Source organism: Filomicrobium sp., from assembly GCF_025698805.1.
Taxonomy (GTDB): Bacteria; Pseudomonadota; Alphaproteobacteria; order Rhizobiales; family Hyphomicrobiaceae; genus Filomicrobium; species Filomicrobium insigne.
On the sequence record NZ_JAILWT010000003.1, the window covers coordinates 221,325 to 248,170 of the forward strand.

Below are 26,846 nucleotides of genomic sequence, written 5' to 3' on the forward strand. Positions count from 1 at the left end.
GCGACGTTCCGCTTCAATGAGTGGTGGCAACGAGATCCCGTTGCCGAACATTGCTCCCCGCTGCAAACGCATGCTCGGAGAACGTCCAGTTCTGCGCCCAGGTGCCGCCCATCGTGAAATCGCAGATGAAACGGGCAACGCATGTCTCATTCATGGTCGCGATTGCCTTCTCGCGCCCGGCGCGTGCCATCTTGCGCCAGGGTTCGCCAGGACCCAGCGCGGTGACGAGCCTCCTCGATAGGTCAGCAAGACCATCGAAGAACAGCATCTCGTCTTCGCTAAACACGGCGTCATAGCCTGACGCCCTGGGCGTCGCCAGGAGCAGGCCGTTACCCAGGAACTGGCCCATGCGATCGGAAGCGTATAAGTCACCATCGCGGCGGTTAAGGTTGAGACCAATCTTCGTGTGGGACAGCGTATCGACGTAGTCAGCGCCGCGCAGCGCGTCCCCCGTTTTGTTTCCGTACAGTCCGACGCGAATGCTCGAAGGCAGTTCTTTTTGCAGTGCGGCTATGAACTGCCAGCGCGCATCGACTGGCGGCTGGTGACAGGCGAAAAAAAGCTCGAAGCGATGTTTCGTTTCGGCGAAGGCTTGTCCCGTATCGATTGAAAGATCGATGGGGTTCGGGATGAACGCGACAGGTTTGCTTCCCGCAAAATCCTGGAGGGTCTCCCCGCCTGTCGTGGCAAAGCCCGCATCGGCCGCCTCTAATAGATAGCGGAATTGCGCAGCCGGTCTTTCATGGTCGATATCGTCAATACAGATCGCGGCGATCTTAATGCCCGGCACCAATTCGCGAATACGACGCACCGTTTGCGGTGTAATCAAATAGCTGAGCAGGAGAACCATCATTTCCGGCCGCAGCTCTTTGGCTATGTCGAGCAAACGCTTGTTGGCCAGCCAGCTCCCAATTTGGCGAACACCCAGCGCGTAATCAGCCGTGTCTCGATCGCTGTAGGCGTAGACGAAGTGGCCGGACCGGATGAAGCCGTTGATCAAGCGCCGATGGAAGGCGTAGTAGAAGCCTCCCCCGTACTTGTGATTATTACCGGGCCCGACAAATAGGATTTTCATGCGGAAATCCTTCTGGACTTCAGCGTTTTTCTCGCCTGTATCGATACAGTCCGGGCCATAACCAAACAGAGTTCCGTATTCGATGACGTCTTCAACGGGGCGGCAAACTCGGTCTCAGTTCGCGCCGCTAACCTTTGCCTGCTGTGCCCACGGATTTGCTGTTCATTCGTCCGAGCGGAAGGCGCCGACAGCGATTGCCGGCGCCCAATCGGTAACTTCCAAAGACCCGGCTTGGGTCAGACGAGCACCTTGCCCTCTTCGCCGATGGCATTTTCGACATCTTCGTCGGAAACGTCCTCGCCTAGCAGCATCTCATTGTGCGCCTTGCCCGACGGGATCATCGGGAAGCAATTGGCGAGCGCTGCTACACGACAATCGAAGATCACCGGCTCCGGCGTATCGATCATTTCACGGATAGCGTCATCCAGGTCTCCGGGCTTGTCGCAGATCATCCCCTTCCAGCCATAGGCTTCGGCGAGCTTGACGAAGTCGGGCAATGCCTCCGTATAGCTCTCGGAAAGGCGGTTGCCGTGCAGCAACTGCTGCCACTGGCGCACCATGCCCATGTACTGGTTGTTCAGGATGAACACTTTCACCGGAAGACGGTACTGAACGGCGGTCGACGCCTCCTGGATATTCATGAGGATCGAGGCATCGCCAGCGATGTCGATAACCAGCGACTTGGGGTGTGCCAACTGCGCGCCAATAGCCGCCGGGAGGCCGTAACCCATGGTTCCGAGACCGCCCGATGTCATCCAGCGGTTGGGCTCTTCGAATTTGAAGAATTGCGCCGCCCACATTTGATGCTGACCGACTTCGGTCGTGACATAAGGGTCGCGATCTTTCGTCAGTTCATAGAGTCGTTCCACCGCGTATTGCGGCATGATGACGTCTTCGTTCTGCTTGTAAGAAAGCGACTTCTTCATCCGCCACTTATCGATCTGCTTCCACCAAGTTTTGTGGGCAGCCTTTTCGAGTTGAGGCGCCTTCGCCTTCCAGACGCGCAAAATGTCTTCCAGCGTGTAGGCGACATCACCGACGATCGGAATATCAACGCGAACGTTCTTGTTGATCGACGAGGGATCGATGTCGATGTGGATTTTCTTGGAATTCGGCGAGAAGGCATCGAGCCGCCCGGTGATGCGGTCGTCAAACCGCGCGCCGATGGAGATCATAACGTCGCAATCGTGCATGGCCATGTTGGCTTCGTAAGTGCCATGCATGCCGAGCATTCCTAGAAACTGCTGATCAGAGGCCGGAAATGCGCCGAGCCCCATCAGGGTCGATGTGACCGGGTAGCCCGTCAGCTTGGCGAACTCCCGCAGCAGCAGACTTGCTTTCGGCCCGGAATTAATGACGCCACCGCCCGTATAGAGGATCGGCCTCTTGGCATTGGCCAACAGGTCGACGGCCTTGCGGACGGCCATCTGATCCGGCTTCATGCGCGGCTTATACGTTTTGTGCTGTACGTTCGACGGACCGACGTAATTGCCCGTGGAGAACTGCACGTCCTTTGGAATGTCGACGACAACCGGTCCGGGGCGTCCTGACTTGGCGATCTGGAAAGCTTCATGCAGGACGCGCGACAGGTCGTTCACGTCCTTAACGAGCCAGTTGTGTTTTGTGCACGGACGCGTGATGCCGACGGTATCGCATTCCTGAAATGCATCATTGCCGATCAGATGCGTCGGGACCTGCCCCGTTATGCAGACGACGGGGATCGAATCCATCAAAGCGTCGGTGAGCCCGGTCACGGCATTCGTCGCACCCGGACCTGAGGTCACAAGAACAACGCCGACCTTGCCCGTCGAGCGTGCATAGCCTTCGGCTGCATGGACGGCCCCACCTTCCTGACGAACGAGGATGTGACGAACCTTTTCCTGCTGAAACAGCTCATCGTAAATTGGCAGAACAGCACCACCAGGATAACCGAAAACATGCTCGACGCCCTGGTCTGCCAGCGCCTTGATTACCATTTCGGCGCCCGTCATCGTTCTCGCCATAACTTTTAAGTCTCCTCTCGTTAGAGGCAGGTCGATTTGAATAGCCGTTTTATGAAGGCCGGCGGCCGGTCAGGCCTGCCCAGTCCGCCCTATGTGGCGGATGCAGCGAGGTCAGTCAACGAAACTAAAGCCTGATCGCTTAATTTGTTCCATTTCTTTCGTTTGAATCCATTTCCACGAAATCATATTTCGCCTCAGCCACGTTAGCTGCCGCCGAATGTAATGTCGGGTATCTCGACACGTGAGCCCCGAAGCCTCTTCAAGGGATATTTCTCCTGCTGTGCACGCCATCAGCGGCGCCAGCCCCAATGCCCGGGTTGCCGGCAAATCGGGATCAAGTTGCATTGACCTCATAAGGACGACCTCTTCCAAAGCTCCCTCAGAGATCATCTGGGCGAAGCGGGTATCCGCACGAGCATAAAGGTCCTCGCGGGGACGATCGACGACGAGGCCGACATACTCCTCGGGGCTAAGGAGCGGCGTGCCGGGCTTTTCCTGCCACTGTGCCAATGGTGTTCCCGTGGCTTCGTACACCTCAAGGGCGCGCACGATGCGCTGGCGATCGCTTTCGCGCAGCCGCGCAGCCGTAATAGGATCCCGGCGGCATAGCTCCTGATAAAGCTCTTTCACCGGGCGTTCACACGCCGCCTGCCGCCAGTATCTGCGTATATCGTCGGGTATGGATGGCACTGGGGAAAGGCCGCGTGTCAAAGCCATGAAGTAAAGGCCTGTCCCGCCGATGATAATCGGGACGCCCCCCGAGGCGCGCACATCGCGAATTGCCGCTTCGACATCTTTTAGCCAGGTAGCAACGGAATAATTTTGGGTGACACTGACGTGGCCATAAAGGCGGTGTGGCGCAATTTCCTCGTCGGCGGGCATCGGACGGGCTGTCAGAATCCTTAGCTCCGCATAAACCTGCATTGAATCGGCATTGATAATCGTTCCGCCGCAGGACTTGGCGATGGCTATCGCTAAGGCCGACTTGCCGCTTGCTGTCGGCCCTGCGATAAGAATTGCCCGATTTTGTTCCATATGACTTAGCTTAACCCGAGCTCGCTCAATCCGCGAGACAACGTGGCCCTCCTTACCGGACTTTTGGCGCGCGATGACCGATTCCAATGGGCAGATTCTTATCGCAACGTGCGCACACGATGCACCCTGCCTTAACCGAACGCTGACGGATACGATGGCGCGGCTTCTCGCCAAAGACGCCGTCATCGATCAACGGTGGCTGTGTGAAGGCGAGGCGTGGGAACTCAAATTTGTCGCCCAGGCCGATGGGGGCGCGCACGTCAAGAAACAAGCAAAAACAGCTACAATCGGCCTGCCTGTCGACATCAATATCGTACCCGACGAAGGTCCCCGCCGTCGCAAGCGCCTGCTGCTGGCCGACATGGATTCCACCATCATCCAGCAGGAGTGCATTGACGAACTCGCCGATGCCGTCGGTCTCGGGGACGAAGTGGCTAGCATCACCGAGCGGGCGATGCAGGGGGAACTGAATTTCGATGAAAGCCTTCGAACGCGCGTTGCATTACTCAAAGGGCTCTCGTCGGACGTGCTTGAGGCTGTGCTCGGGACACGTATTTCGCTGATGCCGGGAGCACGCACTCTGGTGGAGACAATGAAAGAGCACGGCGCGTTTTGTGCCCTCGTCTCCGGAGGGTTTACAATTTTCGCCGGACGTGTGGCGGAGGTCGTCGGCTTTGATGACCATCAAGCCAACGTGCTTGAGATCGCGGACGGCACGCTTTCGGGCCGTGTTGTTGAACCCATCCTCGGCCAGGAAGGCAAGCGAGACGCGCTCACACGCTTTGCCAAAGAGTTGAATATTCCCCTTGGCGATACGCTTGCCGTAGGGGACGGCGCAAACGATCTCGGCATGATAGCTGCAGCTGGCCTAGGAGTCGCGTTCCGTGCGAAGCCCGTCGTTGCTTCCGCTGCGAGGGTTTCTCTCAACCACAGCGATTTACGTGCCCTTCTGTATCTGCAGGGCTATGGCCGCGAAGAATTCTCCGGCTAGGGCTGACAGCAGACATCCGTCATTCAAAGGTATCGTATGCGTCGGCCTTCCGGGGAATGGCGCCTACACGTTCGGCTTCTTCTATAGCGTGGGCCAATTCCTCGCGGGCCTTCTCGGCTTCGCGCTGCCGGTTCCAGAGGCTGGCGTAGAGCCCGCCCTTGGCCATCAACTCGCCGTGGGTGCCCTGCTCAACTAGCTGTCCCTTTTCCAAGACGAGAATGTTGTCGGCATGCACGATCGTTGAGAGGCGATGTGCGATGACGAGTGTCGTGCGGTCCTTGGCAACCTGATCGAGCGCGTCCTGAATTTCCTTTTCCGTATGGCTATCAAGTGCGCTGGTGGCCTCGTCCAGGATCAAAATTGGCGGTCCCTTAAGCAAGGTCCGCGCAATTGCGACGCGTTGCTTTTCACCGCCGGACAATTTGAGGCCACGCTCACCCACCATGGTTTTGTAGCCGTCGGGCAGCATCCTGATAAAGCCATCGATCTGGGCCATTTTGGCCGCCGCCATGACCTCCTCTTCATTCGCATCAGGGCTGCCATAGCGAATGTTGTAGAGAATGGTGTCGTTGAAAAGAACTGTGTCCTGAGGCACCACGCCTATGGCCGCTCGAAGAGAAGTTTGCGTGACCTTATTGATATCCTGTCCGTCGATCGTCACACGGCCGGAATCGATGTCATAGAAGCGGAAGAGTATGCGGCTGATCGTCGATTTACCCGCCCCAGAGGGGCCGACGATCGCCACCATTTTTCCTGCCGGCACCTCAAATGAAATGTTTTTGAGGATCGTACGCTCGCGATCATAAGAGAACGACACATTCTCGAATCGGATAGTTCCTTCCGTCTGGACGAGCGGGCGCGCGTCCGGCGCGTCACGGACTTCAGGCTTTTCGCGCATGATCGCAAACATGACTTCGATATCGACCAAGCCCTGTTTGATCTCTCGATAAACCATGCCCATGAAATTCAGCGGCATGTAAAGCTGGATCATCAGCGCGTTGATCATCACGAAATCGCCGATGGTGTGCGTGCCGGCGGCAATGCCGCGAGCGGCCATCCACATCACGGCGGTCATGCCGGCCGTGAAAATTGCGGCTTGGCCCGTGTTGAGGATGGCAAGGGAGTAGTACGTCTTGATCGCAGCCTGCTCATAGCGCGCCATGGACTTGTCGAAGCGTCGCGCTTCCAGATCCTCGTTACCGAAATACTTGACGGTCTCGAAGTTCAGCAAGCTATCAATGGCCTTCGTGTTGGCCTCGGTGTCGCTGTCATTCATTTCGCGGCGAATAGCTATACGCCACTCCGAAGCTGCGAACGTGAACCACATGTAAAGTGCGACTGTCGCAAGAACGATCAGCACGTAGAACATGTCGAAGTAAAAGAACAGGATTCCACAGACGAGGAGCAGCTCCATCGCGGTGGGCACCACGTTGAGAATGCCCATGCGAATGATGAGCTCTATGGCGCGCGCGCCGCGCTCCAGGACACGCGAGAGCCCTCCGGTACGCCGTTCAAGGTGAAAGCGGAGACTGAGACGATGCAGGTGTTCGAAGGTTTTCTTATTCAGCTCGCGGACAGCGTGCTGTCCGACCTTCGTGAAGAAGACGTCGCGCAGCTGATTAAGCGCCATCATCACGACGCGCGCGACGCCATAGCTCAGGATGAGCCCCGTGATTACCAGCGATAAAGTTCCGACCGTACCAAGTTCACCGTTAGCCACGCGCGTCAGTTCATCGACTGCTTCTTTGTAGATGATCGGTGTCGCGACCGTGATCAGCTTTGCAACGAGCAGCATTGCAAAGGCGAATACGACGTTGCGTTTGAGGTCCGGCCGCGCCGCCGGCCAGACGTATGGCAGCAGACCTTTAAGGACCATCCAGTGATCCTCGCGCGCACCCAATAAGGTGTGGTCAAGCGGAGGACCGCTGGGTGAACGACGGGATGCGGAACGTGGACTCATTTAGCCTTCTTACCGGCGCGAGGTGTGAACGGCATTGCCAGTTACTGCGAAACGTGCGCTGGCAGCAATATCCAGCCTCCGCTGACAATAGTTCAGAAGCAGGCGCACTCGTGCCGGTCGTTGGATCGGGCCCACCTTCTAACCCGCCACATCGTCTCTGGCCAGTGGTGCCGTGTCGGCCTTTAGCGGCGGTGCACTCTCAGACGCGGCAACCAGAGCCGCTGGCACGGATAAATCCAGCGTGAATGCCTGATCTTGCGGCGGTTCGCGCGGCGGATACGTTTGTACAGGTAGCCTGCATTGTAGTGGCGTTCCGCGATGCCCCAGAGGGTATCGCCATACGCCACGATGTACGTCCCAGGCGGGGTAATGGTGCGTCCTGCTCTCGGATTGCTGCACCAGCGATACCGATCGAGCGCTGGCTCACCTTCGCGCTTGCTGCTGCCATTAACATCGCGCTCCGCCACCCTCACGTCTATTGCCGACTGACGGTCCGGCTTCTCGCCGGGCATTGGTACGGCTGCCGCAACGATCCTGCGCGCTTCCGGTACAGGGGGGAGCGAAACGGTTTGCTCTCGATGAGACAACTGGCGCGGCTTTGCTTCCGGCAGGGCGATGCTCGCGACGTCTTCAGCTGTTATGTCCGCGGTCGCTGGAACAGCCTCAGCCACGTGTGATTGCGATGCTTTGGCTTCAGGTGCAACGGACAGCTCGGGTTGGGCCGGTTGGCTATGCGCTGTCTCATCAGTTTGGGCGGCACGGAGCGTCGGAGCGATGGTCACCGCGTCCATTTCCGTCGGTGCAGGGAATTTTTCACGCTCGGCAAGGAGCTCCTTCAGCGCGCGTACATTCCCCGATTCTTGGTCTGCGCTGTGAGCAACACGTTGACGTTCTTCTTCAACCTGGCGCTGCTCTTCCGCCGCCCGGCGCGCTAGTGCTTTCGTCTCAGCGGCGACCCGCTGACGTTCGGCTGCCTCCGCCGCGCGGCGCTCGTCTTCCTCCAAACGGCGCGTCTCTGAGGCCTGTCTCTCTTCTTCTGTCTTGAGGGCGGCGAGACGTTTTTCGTCGACCTCTCGACCCGCCTTCGTAGTTGTCGCCTCTTCTGCAGGCTGCTCCGTTTGGTTTGATAGAGCAGCTACGTCTGTGTGTCCGTCTGCAGGTGCTTTCTCGCGGACAGCAAGCCGCTCGGCAGCTCCGCGCCTTTTCAATTGGTCAACCAGCTGCTCCTGGTATTCACGGTTAGCTTGCTGCAGCCAATTCATCGCGATCTGGATATAGCTGACACCATCATCCGGACGTTCAGGAAGCGGTGGCTTGACCGCTAAGTCTTGTTCTGGGTTTTGGGCGATGCTCCCGCGGCGGTTGGGATCGGACAGCCCGGCGACCAGCACTTCATTGTATTCACGCCTAGCACGCGCGAACCACCCCGCGATGCCGCTGTAAGAATTTCGCGGCTCGCTCGTTTTTATATCGCCATCGTTCCGCTCGGGAACCTGACCGCGCTGATCACTTTTAGATGTTGTCGGCTTTTCAGCCGTCAGTTTGTCAAAATAACTGTTGGCATCGCGCGCCAATTCGGCGGCGCGACGACGGGTAGCCGCGTTGGGTGGCTCCACATCGGCGTGTGACACCGTATCCGGTGGCGCATAAACGGGCGGTGCGAGTTGCGGGATAGCGATGCGTACTTCTTCCGAACTCTTAGGTGTTGCGCCCGGCGAGGACGTCGCGACCGCCATCGCGGCATAATCCCCCGGTGGAAGGGACTGAGCGAGGGCAACGCGCCATTGGCCTTCGCCATCAACGCGTGTCGCTACCGTCCGATCGCCGTCGATATAGAGCGTGATCTCGTCGCCCGGCGCACCTGTGCCCTCAAAGCTGATATCCGCCGGTAACGATATGATAATGCGTGTAAAGGTCGGGATTAAACTCGCAGCCGCTTTGTCGGGGGTTTGCGCCCATGCACGCGACGGCGCCAACGCGTCAGAGAGCGGCGTTTCGCCCGTCGACGCCAGGATCTTTGTTGCGGACTGCTGTGGCGATGCGGGAACAAGGACGGGGCTATGCGCGTTCACCACGCACACTAAAACTCCCGTCATCCAACAAGCCGCCAGCACCACTGGAGGACGTGGCAAGTACATCGTACCGTCCCCCCAACGGACAGAGCGTAATAACTTGAAATTCCCCGTATTTTTTAACTGCGCACCCTGTGATGTACGCAATTGCCGGGAGCTTAGCGGAGAAGCTGACGGCAGCCAAGGCGGAGGGGGCAACACCTCCACAATGCGTTGCAGATCGGCCTCTCATTTCCCCCGCGTCTTCTTAGCGATCAACCGATTGAATAAGGCCCCGGCGCCGCCATGCCCCTTTTCGGCCCAGAGTAATACCTAAATAATAGAGGAGGGCTCAGCGCTTCGTCAGGTCGTCATCGCAATGGTGCAAAACGATCCGGCAGCGTCATGCCCCTTCCCGAAGGAAAAAAGACACTATGCAGAAGAAAATTCGTTCCGAGTCAAAGGTTCACTTGCAGGCTCCCGCCGCGCGAGGCCGGGGCGGACTGAGGAATATTTGTGTTTATTGCGGCTCCGGTCCCGGTTCCGTGCCAGTCTACGCTGAAGCGGCGCGCACCCTTGGACACGATCTGGCGCGCTCGGGCATCGGGCTCGTCTATGGTGGCGGCGGTTTAGGGCTGATGGGTGAGGTGGCGGAAGCGACAATTGCTCACGGTGGCCGTGTTACGGGTATTATTCCGGAATTTCTCACGGTACGCGAACACATGCTCCGCGCCGCAGACGAATTGGTCGTCACGGCCAACATGCACGAGCGCAAACAGCTTATGTTTGATCGCTCAGATGCGTTCGTCGCTCTGCCTGGCGGCGTGGGTACGCTGGAGGAACTCGTTGAGCAGCTCACGTGGTCGCAACTCGGTCAGCACCAAAAGCCGATCATTATTGCCAACATCAACAATTTCTGGGATCCGCTTCTCACTCTTTTCGAGCACATGAAAGCGCAAGCGTTTATCCGTGAGACCCTGCATCTGAAATTCACGGTGGTTTCGCGCGCTGAGGACATTGTCGATGCTGCTGTTGAAGCGTGCGAATCCGCGCAAAATGGGGCTTCAGAAGAATCCGTACTTGCTAAGTTTTAAGGTCGGGCGACACCCGACGAGCGCGGAACTATGATTGCCGACATAGGGCTCGCCATGGCATCCTGCATGGTGCGCCCTAGACCGTTCGGCAAGACGCGTGCGCTTAGTCATTCGGGGTTTCAGTGTGTCCAGTCCGTTGCTTGATCCGGCGCAAGTAGAAGCGCACCAGCGCAGCAACTTTGTGCATTCGATTTTGCTGATCGGCGGCATTGCTCTCGTTCTGGCGGCGGGCGCCTATCTGCTGTTCGGAGCGGGCGGCATCGTTGCGGCATTCGTCTCGGTGGGCGTACTGTCGCTCATTGCCCCCCAAATCCCGCCAGAAATGGTGATGCGGCTTTATCGTGGAAAACTTCAACCGCCGGGACACGACCAACTTTCGCGCATCATCGATGAGTTGAGTGCGCGTGCTGAGTTACCCGCACGGCCTGACTTCTACGTTATTCCGAGCGCCACATTGAATGCGTTTGCGACGGGCAATCCGAAACATTCAGCCATTGCAGTGACGGAGGGTCTCCTGCGGCGGCTGACAATGCGCGAGATCATCGGCGTCATCGGGCATGAGATGAGCCACATCCGCAATAATGATCTGTGGCTAATGAACGTGGCCGATGTCATGACCCGGTACGTACAGGTGATGTCGTATGTTGCGCTTTACTTCGCGATCACCAACCTGTTGGCGCTTACGACGGGCGACATGACCGTGTCATGGTTTGGCATTGCGTTGCTCTACCTCGCACCCGCCCTATCGAGCTTGTTGCAGCTGGCGTTATCGCGAACGCGCGAATTCGACGCCGACCGGGAAGGCGCAATGTTGACGGGCGATCCCTTGGGGCTCGCCTCTGCGCTCAGCCGACTAGACAATTCGACAGGGCATTTTTGGGAAGATCTTGCCTTTCCCGTGCCGGCTCGACGAACGCCGCAGCCATCATTGTTGCGTTCCCATCCGCTGACTGAAGAGCGCGTATCCCGCCTGCGCAACCTCGTGCCTCAAGAGCGGATGCCGCAGCTTGGCATCGTCGAAGAACCCATGGTGTCCCTCATTGGCTGTGGCCCGATCGAGATGCGGCCGCGGTATCGGTGGCCCGGCGTCTGGTTCTAGTCGCCTCGAGTAGAACACGCCGTGAACAGAATTTTGTTACCCCTCATTATTCCGTACAATTTTCCCATATAATGATTTGAAATCGGAGTTTCCGTCAGCGCCTGAGACGGAACTGATAGCGTTTGCGGTTTGGCGTGGTCCGCCGGCTCGTCAGCATGATCCGAACGCCCATCTGGAAGGAGGTATCGTGTCTTGCCGACCAATTACATCTCTTCTCTCATCGTTACGCATGGTGACGCTCGCAGCAGTAACTGCGGTTGCCTCTCTTACTTTGTTTGCCGTCGTAACGTCGCAAGAAGCCTACTCTGACCAAACCTCGTCCGCACCGAAGGCGGATGTTGACCTAGATGTTCTCATTAATGCGGTATCGGATTTTGGCCGCTGGCAGCAGCACGATGACTTCGGCATCGTGTGGATCCCTAATGTCGATGAAACATGGCGACCCTACACACTTGGTCAGTGGGCCTACGATGAACAATCCGGCTGGACATGGGTTTCCGAGGAGCCCTTCGGCTGGGTGGTGTACCACTACGGCCGCTGGTCACGCGCTGACAATCTAGGGTGGTTCTGGGTTCCGGGAACGACATGGGCTCCGGCCTGGGTCGCCTGGCGCGAAACGGATGAATATGTCGGCTGGGCCCCGCTGCCTCCCGACCCTCCCACGCGTTCCGACTACCGAGGCCCACGATACGTTCCTCACACGGTTATCTATGAAGACCCGCTATATGAGCCGTTCTGGGTATTTGCTGCTTATTCGCTGTTCGTTGAACCTCACATCTACCGGCATCTCGCACCCCGGCACCGGTATCACCGCTTTTATCGAAACTCTCGCCGCGGCCCCTATGCGCGCTGGAGGCACCGCCGCGTCGTAAACCGGGGTGTTTCACTGAGAGATGTTCGTCGGCGCGCGCATCGCCATGTCCGCCCTTCGCGTGTCGTCTATTCGCACGATAAACGCGCGCGGCGCCACGCGCATCACCGCGGCAAACGTCAGATCCGACAGGTTTATCGCCCTCGGAGCCACGCGAAGCAGCATCGCCGTTCGGCGCGCCAGGATATCAAGAGCCGCGTTCGTAAAATCGAAGAACGTCGTGCGCGCAAGCATCGCAGCAAAACCCATCGGGCCAAACGTCCGGACGTCCGGCGCTTCAGAGATCGTCGCGCTGTTCATAAGTCGCGCAAAGCGCGCTCGGAACGGCGTGCCGAGCATCGGGCACGCAACACGCGGAAAGCGGCCAAGGTCAAAAAAAACGCTAGGCGGCATATCAAGCGCTCGGTCAAACGCAAAAAGCAAACCCGTGCCAATCAACACATAAAACGCAAACGTAAGGCCCACCGCCGATCGAAAGCACGGTCGCGTGTACATAAGCGGCACAGGGCGAATAAACGCGGCCGGGCGAGCGTAAAACGTCACCAGCGGTCCAGGGGTGGGCACAAACGAGGTGGCCCGCGGAAGCGACGTTAAGGTTGTGAGTTAACCGGTGCTTTCTGGCACTCTCTTGATCACTGACGCCGGTACGCGTATCAGCGATTGCCATGAACCAGAATAAGCCCCACGTGGCGGAGCAGCCCCCGGCACAGGTTGCAGACGCTTCAATTTCGGATCAGGTCGCGCGGCTCCTCGCCGGCGAGCGGCGAGCTATCGCGTCCGCTGTCACGGAACTCGAACGTCTTTCGACGTCGGCTCCGGCGTTGCTGCGGGCTCTTCAACCGCATCTGGGCCGCGCGCTCGTTATCGGCCTGACTGGTCCTCCCGGGGCAGGGAAGTCGACGCTTGTCAACGCACTTATCCGGCATGCTCGCACCCAGAACCTTAGAGTCGGCGTCATCGCCGTCGATCCGTCGAGTCCGATTTCTGGCGGCGCTATTCTGGGCGACCGGATCCGTATGACGGCAGCGCTGGATGATGATGGTGTGTTCGTGCGTTCGCTCGCGAGCCGAGGTTATCTTGGCGGCTTATCGCCGGCAGCCGTTCGGATCATTGATGCGTTAGATGCGGCAGGCTTTGACCTCATTCTGTTGGAAACTGTTGGCACCGGGCAAAGCGAGGTCGATGTGGCGGAAGTCGCCGACATTCGCATCGTTATTTCGGCGCCTGGGCTCGGTGACGATATTCAGGCGATGAAATCCGGCCTTCTGGAAATCGCGGATATTCTCGTCGTCAACAAAGGCGATCGGGACGGCGCAGAGCGGACGATGCAGCAGCTCATGGGCGCTCTGTCGATCCGCGCGGGCAATCGCTCCGAGGTGCCGGTTCTCAAAACCACGGCGACAACCGGTGCCGGCGTGCCAGAGCTTATGACGGCGATTGAAAAGATCGGTCAACCAATCCTTGCGGAAAACGCCGTAGATCGCCGCCGGCGCCGGGCCCGTTATTTAATTGCTCGCGCCGCCGCAGATTTGGTCGCGCAACGTATCAAGTCAGACAAGGATGGCGGTGTCGACAAACTGGCTGACGAGATCTTGACCGGTCAATTAAGTCCGACTGATGCTGCACGAAAGCTAATCACTCCGTGAGCAATAACGAAATACTTGTGCTGCATCAGTGCATTATAGCGTTTGTCGGGGTGCGTGGCCGTGTGGTCACTGCGGCAAGCGGCCACTCTAGTTTCCGTTGACTTGTGCGACGCAGCATGTGACAAGGCAATCGTCGCTCAGAGAGCGGTTCTACGCTCCAGATGCGTGATGGGATTGAAGGCACCGTAAAGCTTTCGCCGATGTCCCCTGCCGAGCGAATATTCCCTACTCATCCTGACAGCCCTTAGTCACGCGGGTTGTCGCCAGAAACCCCGCGTCTCTCGTTGGCGAATTACCTTCGCCAACTGTAGGCGGCCGTTCGCGCGAATATTCGCGAGAAGGAATACATTTGACTTCTTTTCATGAACTTGGCCTTTGCACCGCGCTTCTCGAAGTGCTCGACGCCGAAGGCTACACAAACCCGACGCCAATTCAGGCGCAAGCTATTCCCAGTGTCCTGGCAGGCAAGGATTTGCTCGGTATCGCACAAACCGGTACAGGCAAGACCGCTGCCTTTTCCTTGCCCATTCTGCAGCTCCTAAGCCAGAATAAGCGCGCGCCTATCCGGCGCGGGTGCCGTGTGCTCGTCCTAAGCCCAACCCGCGAACTGGCAAGCCAGATCGGAGATTCGGTCAAAACGTACGGCCGCAAGCTTGGGATCTCGCAAACAGTAGTTTTCGGTGGCGTTCCCGCCGGTCCGCAACGACGCGCAATGGCGCGCGGCGTTGATGTGCTGATCGCGACACCTGGTCGGCTTATAGACCACATGCAGGAAGGCGACATCGATCTGTCGGCAACAGAATTCCTGGTACTCGATGAAGCCGATCAGATGCTCGACCTCGGCTTCGTGAAGCCTATCCGTCGCGTCGTCTCTTTTATGCCGCGACAACGACAAAACCTGTTCTTCTCTGCGACGATGCCCACAGACATCGGCAAACTCGCAGGCGAGCTTCTAACCGATCCCATAAAAGTTTCCGTCACGCCGGAATCAACGACCGTCGAGCGTATCGCTCAAAAAGTGATTCACGTGGAACGTCCTCGTAAGCGGGCGCTTCTCTTGGATCTCCTGGCCGATCAGGGCATGACGCGCACGCTTGTCTTCACGCGTACCAAGCGCGGCGCCGATCGGGTCGCGCGTCAGCTCGAGGTCGCGAACATCCCTGCGGCTGCCATTCATGGCAACAAGAGCCAAAGCCAGCGTGAGCGGGCCCTTCACGCGTTCCGTAACGCCAAGATCCGCGTGTTGGTCGCTACCGATATCGCAGCGCGCGGCATCGACATCGATCAAGTCTCTCACGTCATTAATTTTGAACTTCCCGAAGTCCCGGAAGCTTATGTTCACCGCATCGGGCGGACTGCACGAGCTGGCACGTCGGGTGTCGCGATTTCCTTCTGCGACGGCGAAGAGCGCGGCTTGTTACGCGACATCGAACGCGTTACCCGCCAGAAGATCCCTTCAGAGGACCGCCGCGGCGACCAAGCATTGGCCGTTCGTTTGCCGGAAGTCCGCGAGCCCGAGCGTGGTCCCGCCAGAGGGGCCGCCGGTCGTCAGGGACAGCCGCATCGTTTTTCTCGCAACGGTGGCCCGCGGCGCAGGGACGGCCACGCAGAAGGTCGCGCCGACCAACTCAATGGTGCTCCTGCTCCTCGCGCGCCCGGCCACAAGCGAGCCGATGATAACGCCTCGGCGCGGCCCGAGCGGGCCCATCGCGGTTCGCCGCATGCGCATGCTCATCACCGTGGAGAGGGTCAGGGCAGTGGCGGCGGACATCGCGCCAACCAGAACCGGCCCCGCCGGGGTGGTGGGGGTAGACCCTGGACGTCTGAAAAGAACGTCGAACGCGCACAGTAACGCTTGATATAAAAAAGGGGCTGGTTCTTCGAGAACCAGCCCCAAATTCTTTGAGACGTTATCGCTAAACGCTTGCGGCTCAGTAGCCGCCGAAATCAAAGCGGTATGCGGCGCCGATCATGCCCGAGAACTGGTTTTCGGTTTCCACGATCGGGCTATCGGCTGCGTCACCGAGCAAGCGGCCGTAGCGCGCGCCAGCCCGCAATTGCCAGCGATCTGTCAGGTCGATCCGTGTACCCAATTCAAAGTGAACGTCTTTGATACCGCTGGACGCATCATATGCTGAAAGACCGGCAACCGAAGACGCGGACTGCGCAGCGGATATGCCGAAGTAAGTGTCCATATAATTGTCGTCAGCAAATGTCGCGCCAACGCGCGCTGTGACGATAGCGTTGCTGGCAACGCGCTGTTCGATTTCGCCACCGAACCGGATCTGGTAGCCCGTGTCGTCCCCCGACACGATGTGGTGATAGGAAACGTCGAGCAGTACGACACCAAAGCGATAGCCTGCGTAGGCACCCAAGACGATGCCGTCATCAACGTCACCTAGTCCCCGAAGCAGGTCGCCGTCGTCCTCGTCCCGTCCGAAGGCATAGCCGGCAAGCGGGCCCACCTCGAAACCACCGGTTTCAAACACCCTCAGGCGAACGTCATCCGCGCCGCGGATTTTGATGCGGTCCGCAAATCCGCTACCACCGCCGAACTGCGGAAAAATTATAGGGAAGCCGTAGACGTCGTATTCGTCCGAGCCTTCATATTTCGGTTTGATCGCGACGACGCCGCCAAGGCCGACACTCATGCCGGACGGAGCGTCATACCTGTCTTGCGCAACAACTGGTGTCGCAGCAGGCAGATAAACCGCAAGGGAAAGCGCTAACGCCCCAAAGCAAATGGAACTCGTTTTCACCATGTTCGGTCGCGGTGCCCCATTTTACAATTTTCACCGCGGAAAACGCATTCCACAGCCAGTCGTCGATGGAGACTACCAGATCAGCACAGATGCGGCAGCGTAGAGCGGTTGGAAAATTTAAATCTCCAACGCTTTGCACAGCCTGTGTGGCCTGGAAGATGCACCGCCGGAGCAAACTGGCGTCTTTGAGTCTAGTATCGCGACACGACCTTGACATGCTCTGCGGGGGCGCTGTCCTTCATCAGCTTGAAGTTGATGGAGTCGAGCAGCGCCTCGAAGCTTGCATCAATTATATTGGGCGAGACTCCGACAGTGATCCAACGCGCACCTGTTGTCGTGTCGTGGCTTTCCACTAGCACGCGCGTGATGGCTTCGGTGCCGCCCGTCAGGATACGCACCTTGTAGTCAACGAGTTCCACGCCCTCGATATATTTCTGGTAGCGACCGAGGTCTTTGCGAAGTGCGCCGTCGAGCGCGTTGACCGGGCCATTGCCTTCGGCAACGGACCATAACGGTTCGCGGTCGCCATTGATGAACACCTTCACCGTCGCTTCGGATACAGTCACGAGATCGCCGACGGCATTGTGACGTCGTTCGACCATGACGCGGAAGCTATCGACGGTGAAGTATTTCGGCACCTCGCCCAGCGCACGCCGGGCCAGCAGTTCGAAAGATGCTTCGGCAGACTCGTAAGTGTAGCCCTTAGCTTCGCGTTCTTTGACCTCTTCGAGCAAGTTGCCGATGCGTGGATCGTCCTTTGAGATGGCGATGCCAAGACGATCGAGTTCGGCAAGAATGTTAGAACGTCCGCCCTGATCGGAGATCAGCAGACGACGCGTGTTACCGACGGATTCGGGAGCTACGTGTTCGTAGGTCTCGGGCTCTTTCAGAATTGCCGACGCATGAATGCCCGCCTTCGTCGCAAAAGCGCTTTCCCCGACATAAGGTGCGTGTTTGTACGGGCTGCGATTGAGGATTTCATCGAGCACGCGGCTGGCATGTGTCAGCGTACGCAGGCGGGCCGGCGTCACTCCGGTTTCGAAGTGTTCGGCAAATTCGCTCTTTAAAAGCAGCGTTGGGATGATCGATGTCAGATTGGCGTTGCCACACCGTTCACCGAGGCCATTCAACGTGCCTTGGATCTGACGGCAACCGGCGCGCACAGCCATGAGCGAGTTGGCCACTGCATTTTCGGTGTCGTTGTGAGTGTGGATGCCCAGGTGTGTACCAGGCACGACCGTCACGACGTCCGTCACGATGTCATGAATTTCATGAGGTAACGTGCCACCGTTTGTGTCGCACAACACGACCCAGCGGGCACCGGCCTCGTAAGCCGTGCGCGCGACTGCGACGGCATAGTCGCGATTACCTTTGTAACCATCGAAGAAATGTTCGCAGTCGAGCATCGCCTCTCTACCCGTGGCGACGATTGCCGAGATCGACTGAGCAATGCTCTCCAAATTCTCGTCGTTAGTGATGCCGAGCGCAACGCGAACGTGGTAGTCCCACGACTTGGCGACGATGCAGATGGCGTCTGCTTCGGACTGCAGCAGGGCCTGAAAGCCGACATCGTTTTCAAGTGATCGACCGGCACGTTTTGTCATACCGAACGCGGTAAACGTTGCGTTGGCAAAATCCGGTTTGCTCGCAAATAGCTCCGTGTCGGTCGCGTTAGCGCCGGGATATCCGCCCTCAATGTAGTCGAGGCCCAGATCGTCCAGAACCTTGCAGATGCGGCGCTTGTCTTCGAGCTTAAAGGCGACGCCGGTCGTCTGCGCACCGTCGCGCAGCGTCGTGTCGAAGAGGTAAAGGCGTTCTTTTGTCATTCTGTTCTCTCACGCGAAACCGAACAGGCGCAGGGCAACATAAGCGGCTATCAAAAGCACGGCGATCTTTATGAACAAATAATAGCGGCGGTGCTTGGTGAAGGGCGGCTGGCTTGGATCATTGCTCATTGGGCTGTCCCTCCGATATTCGCGAACACAGGTTTGCGCATGCTCTGCCCTGAATTCTGGCAACCCCGGCGCCAGGTGCCGCTCAACCATCGTGACTGTTGGCCACGCGGGTTAGAGGGTAAACCAACAACATCAACCGTTATTCCGGGGCTTGTTCCCGGAATCCAACGCCCAGCAGTTACCCACGCCACGGGTGTAACAGGACCGCACAGCGGACTCCCCGGCGAACGTTGGGTCCCGGCAATAAATGCCGGGATGACCGTAGTATCTGATTGAACAGTCACCGCATAACTTCCCAAGTTGTGGTGAATTCGCCGGTTGTGGGATCCTTCGCGTCCTTGAGCTGGATTCCCATCTCGGCGAGCTCATCGCGGATGCGGTCGCTTTCCGCCCAGTTCTTTGCCTTGCGGGCTTCCAGGCGTGCCGTGATGCGCGCTTCGATTTCACCCCCATCGAGCTTGGCGTCGGCATTCCATGCCGCGAGCCACTCGCTCTGCGTCATGGTCAACAAACCGAGAAGATTAGCCGCGCTCTTGAAGCGTGCCAGTGCCGATGCATCGCCGCCGTTGCTCAGAGCGTCAGCCATCGCGTGCAGCGCTGTGATCGCCTGCGGTGTATTGAGGTCGTCTTGGAGCTTGGTTTGAACATCACTTTGTCCATCGCCTGCCCCGCAGGCCGTCGCATCGCCGATAAGCCGATACCAATTGCGAAGCACCTTTTCAGCAGCCTCCAAGGCGGTGGCTGTAAAATCGATCGGCTGGCGGTAATGCGTCATCAGCATTGCAAGCCTTAGGACTTCACCTGGCCATCTCCGTCCGCCGAACTTGTCAGTCTTGAGTAGCTCATGGATCGTGATGAAGTTGCCGAGGGACTTCGACATCTTCTCGCCCTCGACCTGCAGGAAGCCGTTGTGCATCCAGACGTTGGCCATGACAGGTGTGCCGTGAGCGCAGCGGCTCTGTGCCACTTCGTTCTCATGGTGTGGGAAGGTCAGATCAATTCCACCACCATGAATGTCAAACTGGTGCGGGCGGGCCTTTGCCTCGTTTGACAGCTTGTCTTTAACTTCTTCCCAGAGCCATCGATCAGACATGGCCGAGCATTCGATATGCCAGCCGGGGCGTCCTGCCCCTTCAATGCCGCAAGGCGACGGCCAGCCCGGCTCCCCCTCTTTTGAGGGCTTCCACAGGACGAAATCCATGGGGCCTTTTTTATATGGGGCAACTTCGACGCGCGCGCCGGCTTCCATCTCATCGAGTGAGCGGTTCGACAGGCGGCCATAGTCGGGCATTGATGCGACGTCGAACAGCACGTGACCTTCGGCGACGTAGGCATGCCCTTTTGCGACGAGCGCTTCGCAAAGCGCCTTCATTTCGTCGATGTGTTCGGTGGCGCGTGGTTCGACCGTCGGGGGCAGTATGCTCAGCGCAGCAATGTCTTCGTGAAACTGGCTAGCCGTGCGTTCGGTCAACTCCCGAATGGAGATGCCTTCTTCGGCCGCCCGCGCGTTGATCTTATCGTCGACGTCCGTGATGTTGCGAACGTAGGTAACGTGATCCGCGCCGTAGACGTGGCGCAGAAGACGGAACAATACGTCAAAAACTATAACGGGCCGCGCATTGCCGATGTGCGCGTAGTCGTAGACCGTCGGTCCGCAGACGTACATGCGCACGTTCTTCGGATCAATCGGCGTGAACGGCTCCTTGCGGCGCGTCAATGTATTGTAAAGTGTCAACGACACGACAAAACCCTTCCTGGCCCCTTCCGGCGGGCGGGGCGTCCTCTGTCCATGGAATTTCAGGCAAGGGGAATGGGCCGCGCGCCAGCGTTATGCTCAGCTCGCAATAATAATGGCGCGACAGAAATCGCCGACTGTAATGCGCAAATCCCAGTTCATGGCCGTGTTTATGGGGGGCCGCGGCCGACACGTCAAGCGGTGCATTTTGGGGATAGAGCTTATATGGCTTGCGGATGCGCCCCGCCTGTGCAGGTTTGGCCAAATTCGTAGTGCAAAGTTACGGCGACAGCGCGTCACGGCGACGGAACGCCATTATTGCGCTGCATTGACCGCCTAGCAGGCGAAGCAGATACTTTACATAAGAGGCTGTAATTGAGCCTCGCCAAGGTCGACACGAAATGGCTCGCGATACCAAAGGGATGAACAAGCGCACACGGTGGCCGCGTTGGCTGCTGGCCGCTGGCCTGATGGGTGCCGCCGTGACGGCAGGGGCAGCGCTGCCTGCGCTGGCCCAAGGTTTCACGTGGCCTTGGGAAGAAGAGCAACCGCGCCGGCCACCGCCGCGGCAAAGGCCGCAAGAGGCTCCAGTCTATCGTGACGATCCTGGTTACAATCAGGGCGGCCCTATGCAGGGTCAACCTCCACCGGGTGGTGGCTGGCAGCAGCAGTCGTCAATCTGCCTGGAGCTGGAGCAGCGTCTCGTCCAGGAATCCCAATCTGGCGGCAACGCGCGGCAACGCCTACCACAGCTCGAAGCGGAAATTCGCGATCTCAATCGACAGGTTCAATCGGCCGAGCGCAACCTCGATGCCGCGGACTGCTACGAGTACTTCATATTTTCTAAGTCGCTGCGCCGATCGAGTAAGTGTCTGGGCTTGGCGCGCAATGCTGACGATGCGCGGCGGCGTCTGGCACAACTGGAAGGCGAACGCCAGGACATCGCTTCGCGGTCCAACCAGTCCTATCAAGACGAGATTATCCGGGAACTTGCCCGCAACGGCTGTGGTGACAGCTATTCGCAGGAGGCGCGGCGCCGGGACCGTAAGCAGTTTTCGCCATTCTGGCAGGATGAAGAAAGCAGCGGCGGGTCAGGATATGCTAACTCGTACAAAGCGCTTCCATTCGCGACCTACCGGACGGTGTGTGTCAGGTTGTGCGATGGATACTATTTCCCCGTAAGCTTCTCGACCCTACCCAATCACTTCCAGCGCGATGCCGAAATTTGCCAGTCGAAGTGTGCTTCGCCCGCGACGCTTTACTATCACCAAAATCCAGGCGCTGGCGTCGAGCAGATGGTAGCGTACGGAAGCAACGAACCCTACACGCAGCTCAAGTCCGCATTCCGCTATCGCAAGGAATACATCAACGGCTGCAGCTGCAAAGAATCCGAATACATCCCACAGTCGCCCATGCCCGACGGCTCCGGCCGACAAATAGACGGCGCGGCACCCCAGCCGGACGGAGCCCCCGCTCGACGTGCTGAGGCGCCCTCACCCGCTGCGCCAGCCCAGTGAGTTTGATTTCCTCGTTTTGTGCCTGTCGGTCGACGAAAAGCTGCTTGTCGCAAAACTGATGCGTGTTCCGGTTACTTTTCCGGGATTTCGAGAGTTTTTTGCTAGTGAGACCCGGGTCGTGTTCACGTCCCTCCATGTGGTCCTTGTTTTTTGATTGGTCGCCTTGAGCCGGTCTTCAGGCTCCTTAGGAGCCCCGCGGGAGGTGAGCGATGCCCACGGAACTCGAGCCTGAAACGGAGGGCGGATTAGGCCGTACGTTGGATATCCGCCCCGTACGCGTCGATGCGCTTTCGGCTGTGCGCTACATTCACGCGTCGGCGCTGCGCAGTCAGGGCTCCGCATTTTACACGGCGGGGGAACTCGAAGCCTTTGAGAACCTTGTTCGGTCGGTTCGCTACGGTGAAACTGTGCTCAAGGACACCATGATCGGAGGCTGGATCGGCCCTGAACTTGTCGCAACAGCTGCCTGGGGCATCGTGGACGACAGCGGCCGTACCGTTCGCATATCTTCGGTTTATGTTCGGCCGTTCTTCACCGGTCTTGGTATCGGCCAGCGGATGGTCACGGCGGTGGAAGATCTTGCAGCACGGGCCGGCTACAGATCCTTCAGCGTCCGCTCTACGCTCAATGCCGTACCGTTCTTCGAACAGCTCGGTTACGCCGTGACATCACATGGTACGCGCGCGCTCGCCCCGGACATCGGGATCGCTGTCTCGTTCATGCGTAAGGATTTTCGCGGCCCTGGCGCGTCATCCGAATCAGAGCAAAAGGCCTAGCTCCAAGCCGCCTGTTATGCGGCCTGCCCCTGTAACCGGGCTAGTGCGCGTGGGCGGCCGATGAGGGGTAATAGCACCTTCAATTCGGGACCTGCTTCACGGCCGGTCAGTGCGAGGCGGAGTGGATGGAAGAGGGATTTGCCCTTGGCTCCGGTCGCCTCCTTGACTGCCTTGGTCCACTCTGACCACGTGTTTCCGCCCCACGGCTCAGGTGGCAGAAGCTCGGCCGCTCTCGTAGCGAAGGCAGCGTCCTCAATCACGGGAGTCACCGTGCCAGCAACAACCGACCACCATTCCTTGACGTCGTCGAACTTCTCCAGATTGCCACGCACTGCATTCCAAAAGGCTTCGTCTGTTTCAATTCGGAGTCCTTTCAACCGGTCAGCGACCATTGAGAAGGGCAACTCATGCAGCAGCTTGGCATTAAGCGTTGCAAGCTCTGCCGGATCGAAACGTGCCGGAGCGGTGGAGATTTTCGATGGCGAAAAGAGCTCTACGAGTTCTGCCACATCTGTGTGAGGCTCAACGGGATCAGATGTGCCGATCAAAGCGGCGTGGCTCACCACGGCCATGGGCTCCAGGCCATCTTCGCGGAGGCTCGCGATGGACAGCGCACCCAACCGCTTCGATAGGGCCTGCCCATCCGCGGCCACGAGAAGGCTATGGTGACCGAGCTGCGGCGGAGTGGCGCCGAGCGCATTAAACAACTCGATCTGAACGCCGCTGTTGGTCACATGGTCTTCGCCGCGAATGATGTGACTGATGCCAAGATCAATATCGTCGATCACGCTCGTAAAGGTATAGAGATAGGAACCGTCGGCGCGAATCATGACCGGATCGGAGAGTGAGCCGACATCGACGGTTTGTTCTCCGCGAATGACGTCGATCCAGTTGATGAGCGTTGGTAGCGGCGTCAGGCTGTCCGCACCTTCTGTGTTCGCGAGACGGAAGCGCCAATGCGCGACGCGGCCTTCGCTTTCTAACTTCTGGCGATCTTCATCGCTGAGCTTCAGGCCGGTGCGGTCGTAAATCGGCGGTAGCCCGCGCGCGAGTTGCCGGGCCCGCTTGCGGTCGAGTTCGTCAGCGGTCTCGTAGCATGGATATAATCGCCCAGCGGCCTTCAGCTGTTCAGCGACGGCATCGTAGCGTGCCGTACGGTCGGATTGCCGGGCCTCTTCATCCCAGCTCAGACCGAGCCATTGCAGATCCTCGCGGATCGCAACGACGTATTCTTCCTTGGACCGCTGAAGGTCCGTGTCGTCAAAACGCAGCAGGAACCGACCGCCCTCTTTCCTGGCAAACAGCCAGTTCAAGATTGCGGTGCGGATGTTGCCGATATGAAGCCGGCCGGTGGGGCTCGGCGCGAAACGGACGGTGACGCTCATGTGAAAAATTCGAGGCTCTCGCTAGCGATTGGCGCGCGAACCTAACCGCTTTGGCGTCCGAATAGAAGCGCAGATGGACGCACCACGCGTACAGCCGTCGTCAGCGGCCTATAGCGTGGTCGAGAAAGGCGATCAGCCGGGCGATGTCACGGTTATCCGCGCTGGTGTAAGTAACCGGCCGCGAGTCTTGGGAAAATATGCTGATACGGAAGCGACGGCGGCTCGTAACACCGCAGAGTTCCGCGAGACCGGCGATGACAAGCCCTGACAAGATCACAAACCCAGCAAGGAGGCATTCTAACCAACCGAAGCCAAGGATGCCGGCAAGCGTAACCACACCGGCGGCAAAAGCGAGCGCACCCGCAACCAGTGGCGCGCTGAAATCACGTTCCACGACCTCTTCCAGTCGATAGGAAACGATGCCTTCGAGGGGAATGCCATCCGGGCCGAAGCGCAGCACGTCTCCTTCGTCGGCGAGCCGTTCAGTACCCATACCGGGCTCAAGCCACCACATCGGCGGTGACCGATTAATCAGTACCGTATCGTTCATAATCCAATGCAGCCGATTGCTACTTACGACGCGCCACGGCGGCGGCATCCTAAGCTGCAGTCTCGCAGAATAAGGTTGGCAAGATCCTAACGACTGACCGCGCTTAGGTTGTATGGGTGAACGCTCTTACGCGGCAGTGTTGGCTTTGAGCCGCCTTTTGGTCGAGCTATTGTGGATCTCGATCCGGTTCCGGCCATTGAACTTTGCTCGGTACAAGGCCGCGTCGGCACGGCCCATGAAATCTTCCATGTTCGCCTCGCCGCGATACTGCGCGATGCCGAAGCTGCAGGTCAATTTGCCCACATCGTCGAATGTCACGTCGCTGATCAGATCGCGCAGGCTCTCCGTTAGATTTTGGGCCATGCTTTCATCAGCGCCTGGAAGCAAAATTGCGAATTCTTCGCCACCCCACCGCGCCAGGATATCCGTGCCGCGGATACGGTCAGCAATCAGATCCGAAAGCTGAATGAGAACCTTGTCGCCGACGAGGTGCCCGTGACTATCATTGATGTTCTTGAAGTGATCGATGTCGTAGAGCACGAGCGACAACGGCGTGCCGTAGCGCTGTGACCGCATCATCTCTAAAGACAAGACTTCGTTGAAGCGCCGCCGATTGTTGAGCCCCGTGAGCGGGTCGGTAATTGCGCTAAGCTTTAACTCACTTGCCAGTTTTTGCAGCTCCAGCCGCTTCATCATCTGGATGCTGTCCTGAATCGACCAGCCTCGGCCCAGAGCATAAATCAATGTCGCGATCATCATGAACAGCGTGATGACAATGCCGAGCATGCGGCTCGCAAAGACTTCCTGCACTGGCCTGATAATTACCAACGACCAATCGCTCGCATGGATAAAGCGACGCTTCACATAAGCGCGTTCGCCATCAATCGACGCCCACCTTCCCTCTGACAAGGAGCGACTTAATAGCGGCTTATCCTGAAGGTCAGGAAATTCGTTCTGCAATTGTGCGCGTACTGCGTCGCGTACCGGCCACATCGTGCGATATCGCATCTCCGGCCTATTCGTGAGAACGACGACACCATTCGGATCAACCAGGTAGAAAGGGCGATCGTATCGCCTGAGGTCATCGATAAAATCGGAAAGGGGTTTTTCTAAAACGGCGACGCTGACGATTTGCCCCCATTCGCCGAAAATCGGGCTGCTGGCATAATAACTGGCGCTGCCAGTATCATTGTCGAAGATAATGCCCTGCGCCACCTGGCCCTTCATCGCCGCGTAGAAACAACGCGAAGAAGGAAAGTTGCGCGCGCTTGTTAGGGCTGCTTGCTCACGACCTGATGTTGCCAGAATACGTCCAGCGGGATTGATGATGTAGCCGAGCTTAGCCCCGGTCGCCTCCACCGCCAAGTTCAGTATACGCTTTTCATTTCCGGAGATGCCGACAACTGCCTTCTGCACGTCCGGCGCGCCAGCCACAACCTGCACCATTCCGATGACACTCGCGGCGTCGCCGTTAAAGCGGCTCGCAATGAGATCAAGTTCGCCACTTGTCTCAGCTTCGGTGTTCTTTTTATAGACAGATCCCAAGTATTCCGTGAGCGCCCAACCGGACAACAAGACAATTGTCAAGGCTGCGAGCGTTCCAACAATTTGCCTTTGGAAGTGCGTCGTATAGCGCCCAGTCGAGAGATCCTCGATCAGTCTCTCCCCCCATAATCCCCAGATGGACAGTGCGATACTATACGCGACAGCTCCGCGAATGAGCTGAACGGGAACCCCCGTCATATCTGCGAACCAATCTTCGTTCACGACAGACGCAGGCCACACAGGCGCAACGGGCACGACCAGTCCTGCTACAACCGCGTAGGTCAAGAAGCCAGCTGCCGCCGCATATCCGCAAACTTTTTGTCCTCCAGTCACTTTATTTGCGTTCCAAGCAAATGCGAGAGCAGCCAACGCTGCACCTGGAATTGCCAGAGTGTACCGCGCGAACACAATTGCCATACCCGTGCCCTCTGAGAGCCAAGCGGCAACTACGATCATTGCTACTGGAACGTAGATCCAAGGACCCGGCACCTTGGCACCGAGCCGCTGCCCTTCAAGGCGAGCAAACTCAAGCAGAAGAGCATAGGAGATAGCGAGAAGCGCCACACGTGCGCTGGTAAAGATCTCATGATCAAATATTGTGAAAGCGATCAGATCAAGCCATTCAACAACGCCATGAGTAAAGCCGAACGCAGCTAAAAACAGCCAAGGCCCACCCCGGTGTCCACGCGCAATGGTAACGCTGACGGCGCCCAACAGCAGGAAAGCCAGCCCATAAAAGAAATAAATGAAATCGAGCTGTGAGCTCATAAACGCGGCCATGAACCCTCTGTGGCAA

The 26,846-nt window shown here is 58.2% G+C and carries 19 protein-coding genes and 1 pseudogene; 8 read left to right on the forward strand and 12 right to left on the reverse strand.

The window, feature by feature from the left end; all coding sequences use genetic code 11:
* Positions 1–13: 13 nt before the first annotated feature.
* The 3 genes from K5845_RS08430 to miaA form a co-directional block, all read right to left on the reverse strand.
* On the reverse strand, positions 14–1,075 hold the full coding sequence (locus K5845_RS08430; RefSeq protein ID WP_287958782.1) for a glycosyltransferase: 1,062 nt from the start codon (positions 1,073–1,075) through the stop codon (positions 14–16).
* 236 nt (positions 1,076–1,311) lie between these two features.
* Positions 1,312–3,078 (reverse strand): acetolactate synthase 3 large subunit, encoded by a 1,767-nt coding sequence (locus K5845_RS08435; protein ID WP_046478858.1) that lies wholly within the window; start codon positions 3,076–3,078, stop codon positions 1,312–1,314.
* 111 nt (positions 3,079–3,189) lie between these two features.
* Positions 3,190–4,113 carry a tRNA (adenosine(37)-N6)-dimethylallyltransferase MiaA gene (gene miaA / locus K5845_RS08440; RefSeq protein ID WP_287958783.1) on the reverse strand — a complete coding sequence of 308 codons (924 nt, stop codon included), beginning with the start codon at positions 4,111–4,113 and terminating at the stop codon, positions 3,190–3,192.
* 73 nt (positions 4,114–4,186) lie between these two features.
* Here miaA and serB point away from each other — a divergent pair, with 73 nt between their 5' ends.
* Positions 4,187–5,104: a phosphoserine phosphatase SerB gene (gene serB, locus K5845_RS08445; RefSeq protein ID WP_280140635.1), complete on the forward strand. Its 918-nt coding sequence runs from the start codon at positions 4,187–4,189 to the stop codon at positions 5,102–5,104.
* A 19-nt stretch (positions 5,105–5,123) separates the two neighbouring features.
* Here serB and K5845_RS08450 read toward each other — a convergent pair whose 3' ends face one another.
* On the reverse strand, positions 5,124–7,064 hold the full coding sequence (locus K5845_RS08450) for an ABCB family ABC transporter ATP-binding protein/permease (RefSeq protein WP_052743931.1): 1,941 nt from the start codon (positions 7,062–7,064) through the stop codon (positions 5,124–5,126).
* A 182-nt stretch (positions 7,065–7,246) separates the two neighbouring features.
* Positions 7,247–9,160, reverse strand: a complete 1,914-nt coding sequence (locus K5845_RS08455; protein WP_287958784.1) for a LysM peptidoglycan-binding domain-containing protein — start codon at positions 9,158–9,160, stop codon at positions 7,247–7,249.
* 389 nt (positions 9,161–9,549) lie between these two features.
* Between K5845_RS08455 and K5845_RS08460 the strand changes: the two genes are divergently transcribed.
* The 3 genes and pseudogenes from K5845_RS08460 to K5845_RS21200 form a co-directional block, all read left to right on the forward strand.
* A complete protein-coding gene (locus K5845_RS08460; RefSeq protein ID WP_082101135.1) occupies positions 9,550–10,209 on the forward strand; it encodes an LOG family protein in 660 nt (219 codons plus the stop codon).
* 124 nt (positions 10,210–10,333) lie between these two features.
* Complete coding sequence (locus K5845_RS08465) at positions 10,334–11,308, forward strand: zinc metalloprotease HtpX (protein ID WP_052743930.1); 975 nt, start codon at positions 10,334–10,336, stop codon at positions 11,306–11,308.
* A gap of 229 nt (positions 11,309–11,537) precedes the next feature.
* Positions 11,538–11,948, forward strand: a pseudogene (locus K5845_RS21200) (DUF6600 domain-containing protein); the annotation flags it as partial.
* Positions 11,949–12,191: 243 nt separating this feature from the next.
* On the opposite strand, the gene K5845_RS08470 reads toward K5845_RS21200, so the two are convergent.
* The gene (locus K5845_RS08470; RefSeq protein ID WP_287958785.1) at positions 12,192–12,572 is read right to left on the reverse strand and encodes a hypothetical protein; all 381 of its coding nucleotides are present in this window, start codon (positions 12,570–12,572) and stop codon (positions 12,192–12,194) included.
* 272 nt (positions 12,573–12,844) lie between these two features.
* Between K5845_RS08470 and meaB the strand changes: the two genes are divergently transcribed.
* Both meaB and K5845_RS08480 read left to right on the forward strand, forming a co-directional pair.
* Positions 12,845–13,825, forward strand: coding sequence for a methylmalonyl Co-A mutase-associated GTPase MeaB (meaB, locus tag K5845_RS08475; protein WP_090229135.1), 981 nt, complete (start codon positions 12,845–12,847; stop codon positions 13,823–13,825).
* A gap of 349 nt (positions 13,826–14,174) precedes the next feature.
* The gene (locus K5845_RS08480; protein WP_090229133.1) at positions 14,175–15,677 is read left to right on the forward strand and encodes a DEAD/DEAH box helicase; all 1,503 of its coding nucleotides are present in this window, start codon (positions 14,175–14,177) and stop codon (positions 15,675–15,677) included.
* A gap of 79 nt (positions 15,678–15,756) precedes the next feature.
* Here the strand turns inward: K5845_RS08480 and K5845_RS08485 are convergent, their stop codons facing one another.
* The 3 genes from K5845_RS08485 to cysS form a co-directional block, all read right to left on the reverse strand.
* Complete coding sequence (locus K5845_RS08485) at positions 15,757–16,587, reverse strand: MipA/OmpV family protein (RefSeq protein ID WP_287958786.1); 831 nt, start codon at positions 16,585–16,587, stop codon at positions 15,757–15,759.
* A gap of 191 nt (positions 16,588–16,778) precedes the next feature.
* Positions 16,779–18,413 carry a citramalate synthase gene (cimA, locus tag K5845_RS08490; RefSeq protein ID WP_090229128.1) on the reverse strand — a complete coding sequence of 545 codons (1,635 nt, stop codon included), beginning with the start codon at positions 18,411–18,413 and terminating at the stop codon, positions 16,779–16,781.
* A 409-nt stretch (positions 18,414–18,822) separates the two neighbouring features.
* Positions 18,823–20,283 carry a cysteine--tRNA ligase gene (gene cysS, locus K5845_RS08495; protein ID WP_287958787.1) on the reverse strand — a complete coding sequence of 487 codons (1,461 nt, stop codon included), beginning with the start codon at positions 20,281–20,283 and terminating at the stop codon, positions 18,823–18,825.
* A 416-nt stretch (positions 20,284–20,699) separates the two neighbouring features.
* On the opposite strand from cysS, the gene K5845_RS08500 reads away from it, so the two are divergent.
* Both K5845_RS08500 and K5845_RS08505 read left to right on the forward strand, forming a co-directional pair.
* Positions 20,700–21,794: a DUF2865 domain-containing protein gene (locus tag K5845_RS08500; RefSeq protein ID WP_160298712.1), complete on the forward strand. Its 1,095-nt coding sequence runs from the start codon at positions 20,700–20,702 to the stop codon at positions 21,792–21,794.
* A 209-nt stretch (positions 21,795–22,003) separates the two neighbouring features.
* Positions 22,004–22,570 carry a GNAT family N-acetyltransferase gene (locus K5845_RS08505; RefSeq protein ID WP_052743927.1) on the forward strand — a complete coding sequence of 189 codons (567 nt, stop codon included), beginning with the start codon at positions 22,004–22,006 and terminating at the stop codon, positions 22,568–22,570.
* A gap of 14 nt (positions 22,571–22,584) precedes the next feature.
* On the opposite strand, the gene gltX is transcribed toward K5845_RS08505, so the two are convergent.
* The 3 genes from gltX to K5845_RS08520 form a co-directional block, all read right to left on the reverse strand.
* The gene (gene gltX, locus K5845_RS08510; protein WP_046478866.1) at positions 22,585–23,955 is read right to left on the reverse strand and encodes a glutamate--tRNA ligase; all 1,371 of its coding nucleotides are present in this window, start codon (positions 23,953–23,955) and stop codon (positions 22,585–22,587) included.
* Positions 23,956–24,055: 100 nt separating this feature from the next.
* Complete coding sequence (locus K5845_RS08515) at positions 24,056–24,505, reverse strand: hypothetical protein (protein ID WP_152025010.1); 450 nt, start codon at positions 24,503–24,505, stop codon at positions 24,056–24,058.
* Positions 24,506–24,631: 126 nt separating this feature from the next.
* Entirely contained in the window at positions 24,632–26,830 is a 2,199-nt protein-coding gene (locus K5845_RS08520; protein ID WP_287958788.1) for a sensor domain-containing diguanylate cyclase, read from the reverse strand.
* Positions 26,831–26,846: the final 16 nt, after the last annotated feature.

What these genes read in the sequence shown, in the direction of transcription:
- K5845_RS08455 (WP_287958784.1), bottom strand. Translation starts at nt 9,160, where the DNA reads ATGACGGGAGTTTTAGTGTGCGTGGTGAACGCGCATAGCCCCGTCCTT.
- gltX (WP_046478866.1), bottom strand. Translation starts at nt 23,955, where the DNA reads ATGAGCGTCACCGTCCGTTTCGCGCCGAGCCCCACCGGCCGGCTTCAT.
- K5845_RS08430 (WP_287958782.1), bottom strand. Translation starts at nt 1,075, where the DNA reads ATGAAAATCCTATTTGTCGGGCCCGGTAATAATCACAAGTACGGGGGA.
- miaA (WP_287958783.1), bottom strand. Translation starts at nt 4,113, where the DNA reads ATGGAACAAAATCGGGCAATTCTTATCGCAGGGCCGACAGCAAGCGGC.
- serB (WP_280140635.1), top strand. Translation starts at nt 4,187, where the DNA reads ATGACCGATTCCAATGGGCAGATTCTTATCGCAACGTGCGCACACGAT.
- K5845_RS08435 (WP_046478858.1), bottom strand. Translation starts at nt 3,078, where the DNA reads ATGGCGAGAACGATGACGGGCGCCGAAATGGTAATCAAGGCGCTGGCA.
- meaB (WP_090229135.1), top strand. Translation starts at nt 12,845, where the DNA reads ATGAACCAGAATAAGCCCCACGTGGCGGAGCAGCCCCCGGCACAGGTT.
- cimA (WP_090229128.1), bottom strand. Translation starts at nt 18,413, where the DNA reads ATGACAAAAGAACGCCTTTACCTCTTCGACACGACGCTGCGCGACGGT.
- K5845_RS08505 (WP_052743927.1), top strand. Translation starts at nt 22,004, where the DNA reads ATGCCCACGGAACTCGAGCCTGAAACGGAGGGCGGATTAGGCCGTACG.
- K5845_RS08500 (WP_160298712.1), top strand. Translation starts at nt 20,700, where the DNA reads ATGAACAAGCGCACACGGTGGCCGCGTTGGCTGCTGGCCGCTGGCCTG.
- K5845_RS08470 (WP_287958785.1), bottom strand. Translation starts at nt 12,572, where the DNA reads ATGCCGCCTAGCGTTTTTTTTGACCTTGGCCGCTTTCCGCGTGTTGCG.
- K5845_RS08485 (WP_287958786.1), bottom strand. Translation starts at nt 16,587, where the DNA reads ATGGTGAAAACGAGTTCCATTTGCTTTGGGGCGTTAGCGCTTTCCCTT.
- K5845_RS08450 (WP_052743931.1), bottom strand. Translation starts at nt 7,064, where the DNA reads ATGAGTCCACGTTCCGCATCCCGTCGTTCACCCAGCGGTCCTCCGCTT.
- K5845_RS08515 (WP_152025010.1), bottom strand. Translation starts at nt 24,505, where the DNA reads ATGAACGATACGGTACTGATTAATCGGTCACCGCCGATGTGGTGGCTT.
- K5845_RS08520 (WP_287958788.1), bottom strand. Translation starts at nt 26,830, where the DNA reads ATGGCCGCGTTTATGAGCTCACAGCTCGATTTCATTTATTTCTTTTAT.
- K5845_RS08460 (WP_082101135.1), top strand. Translation starts at nt 9,550, where the DNA reads ATGCAGAAGAAAATTCGTTCCGAGTCAAAGGTTCACTTGCAGGCTCCC.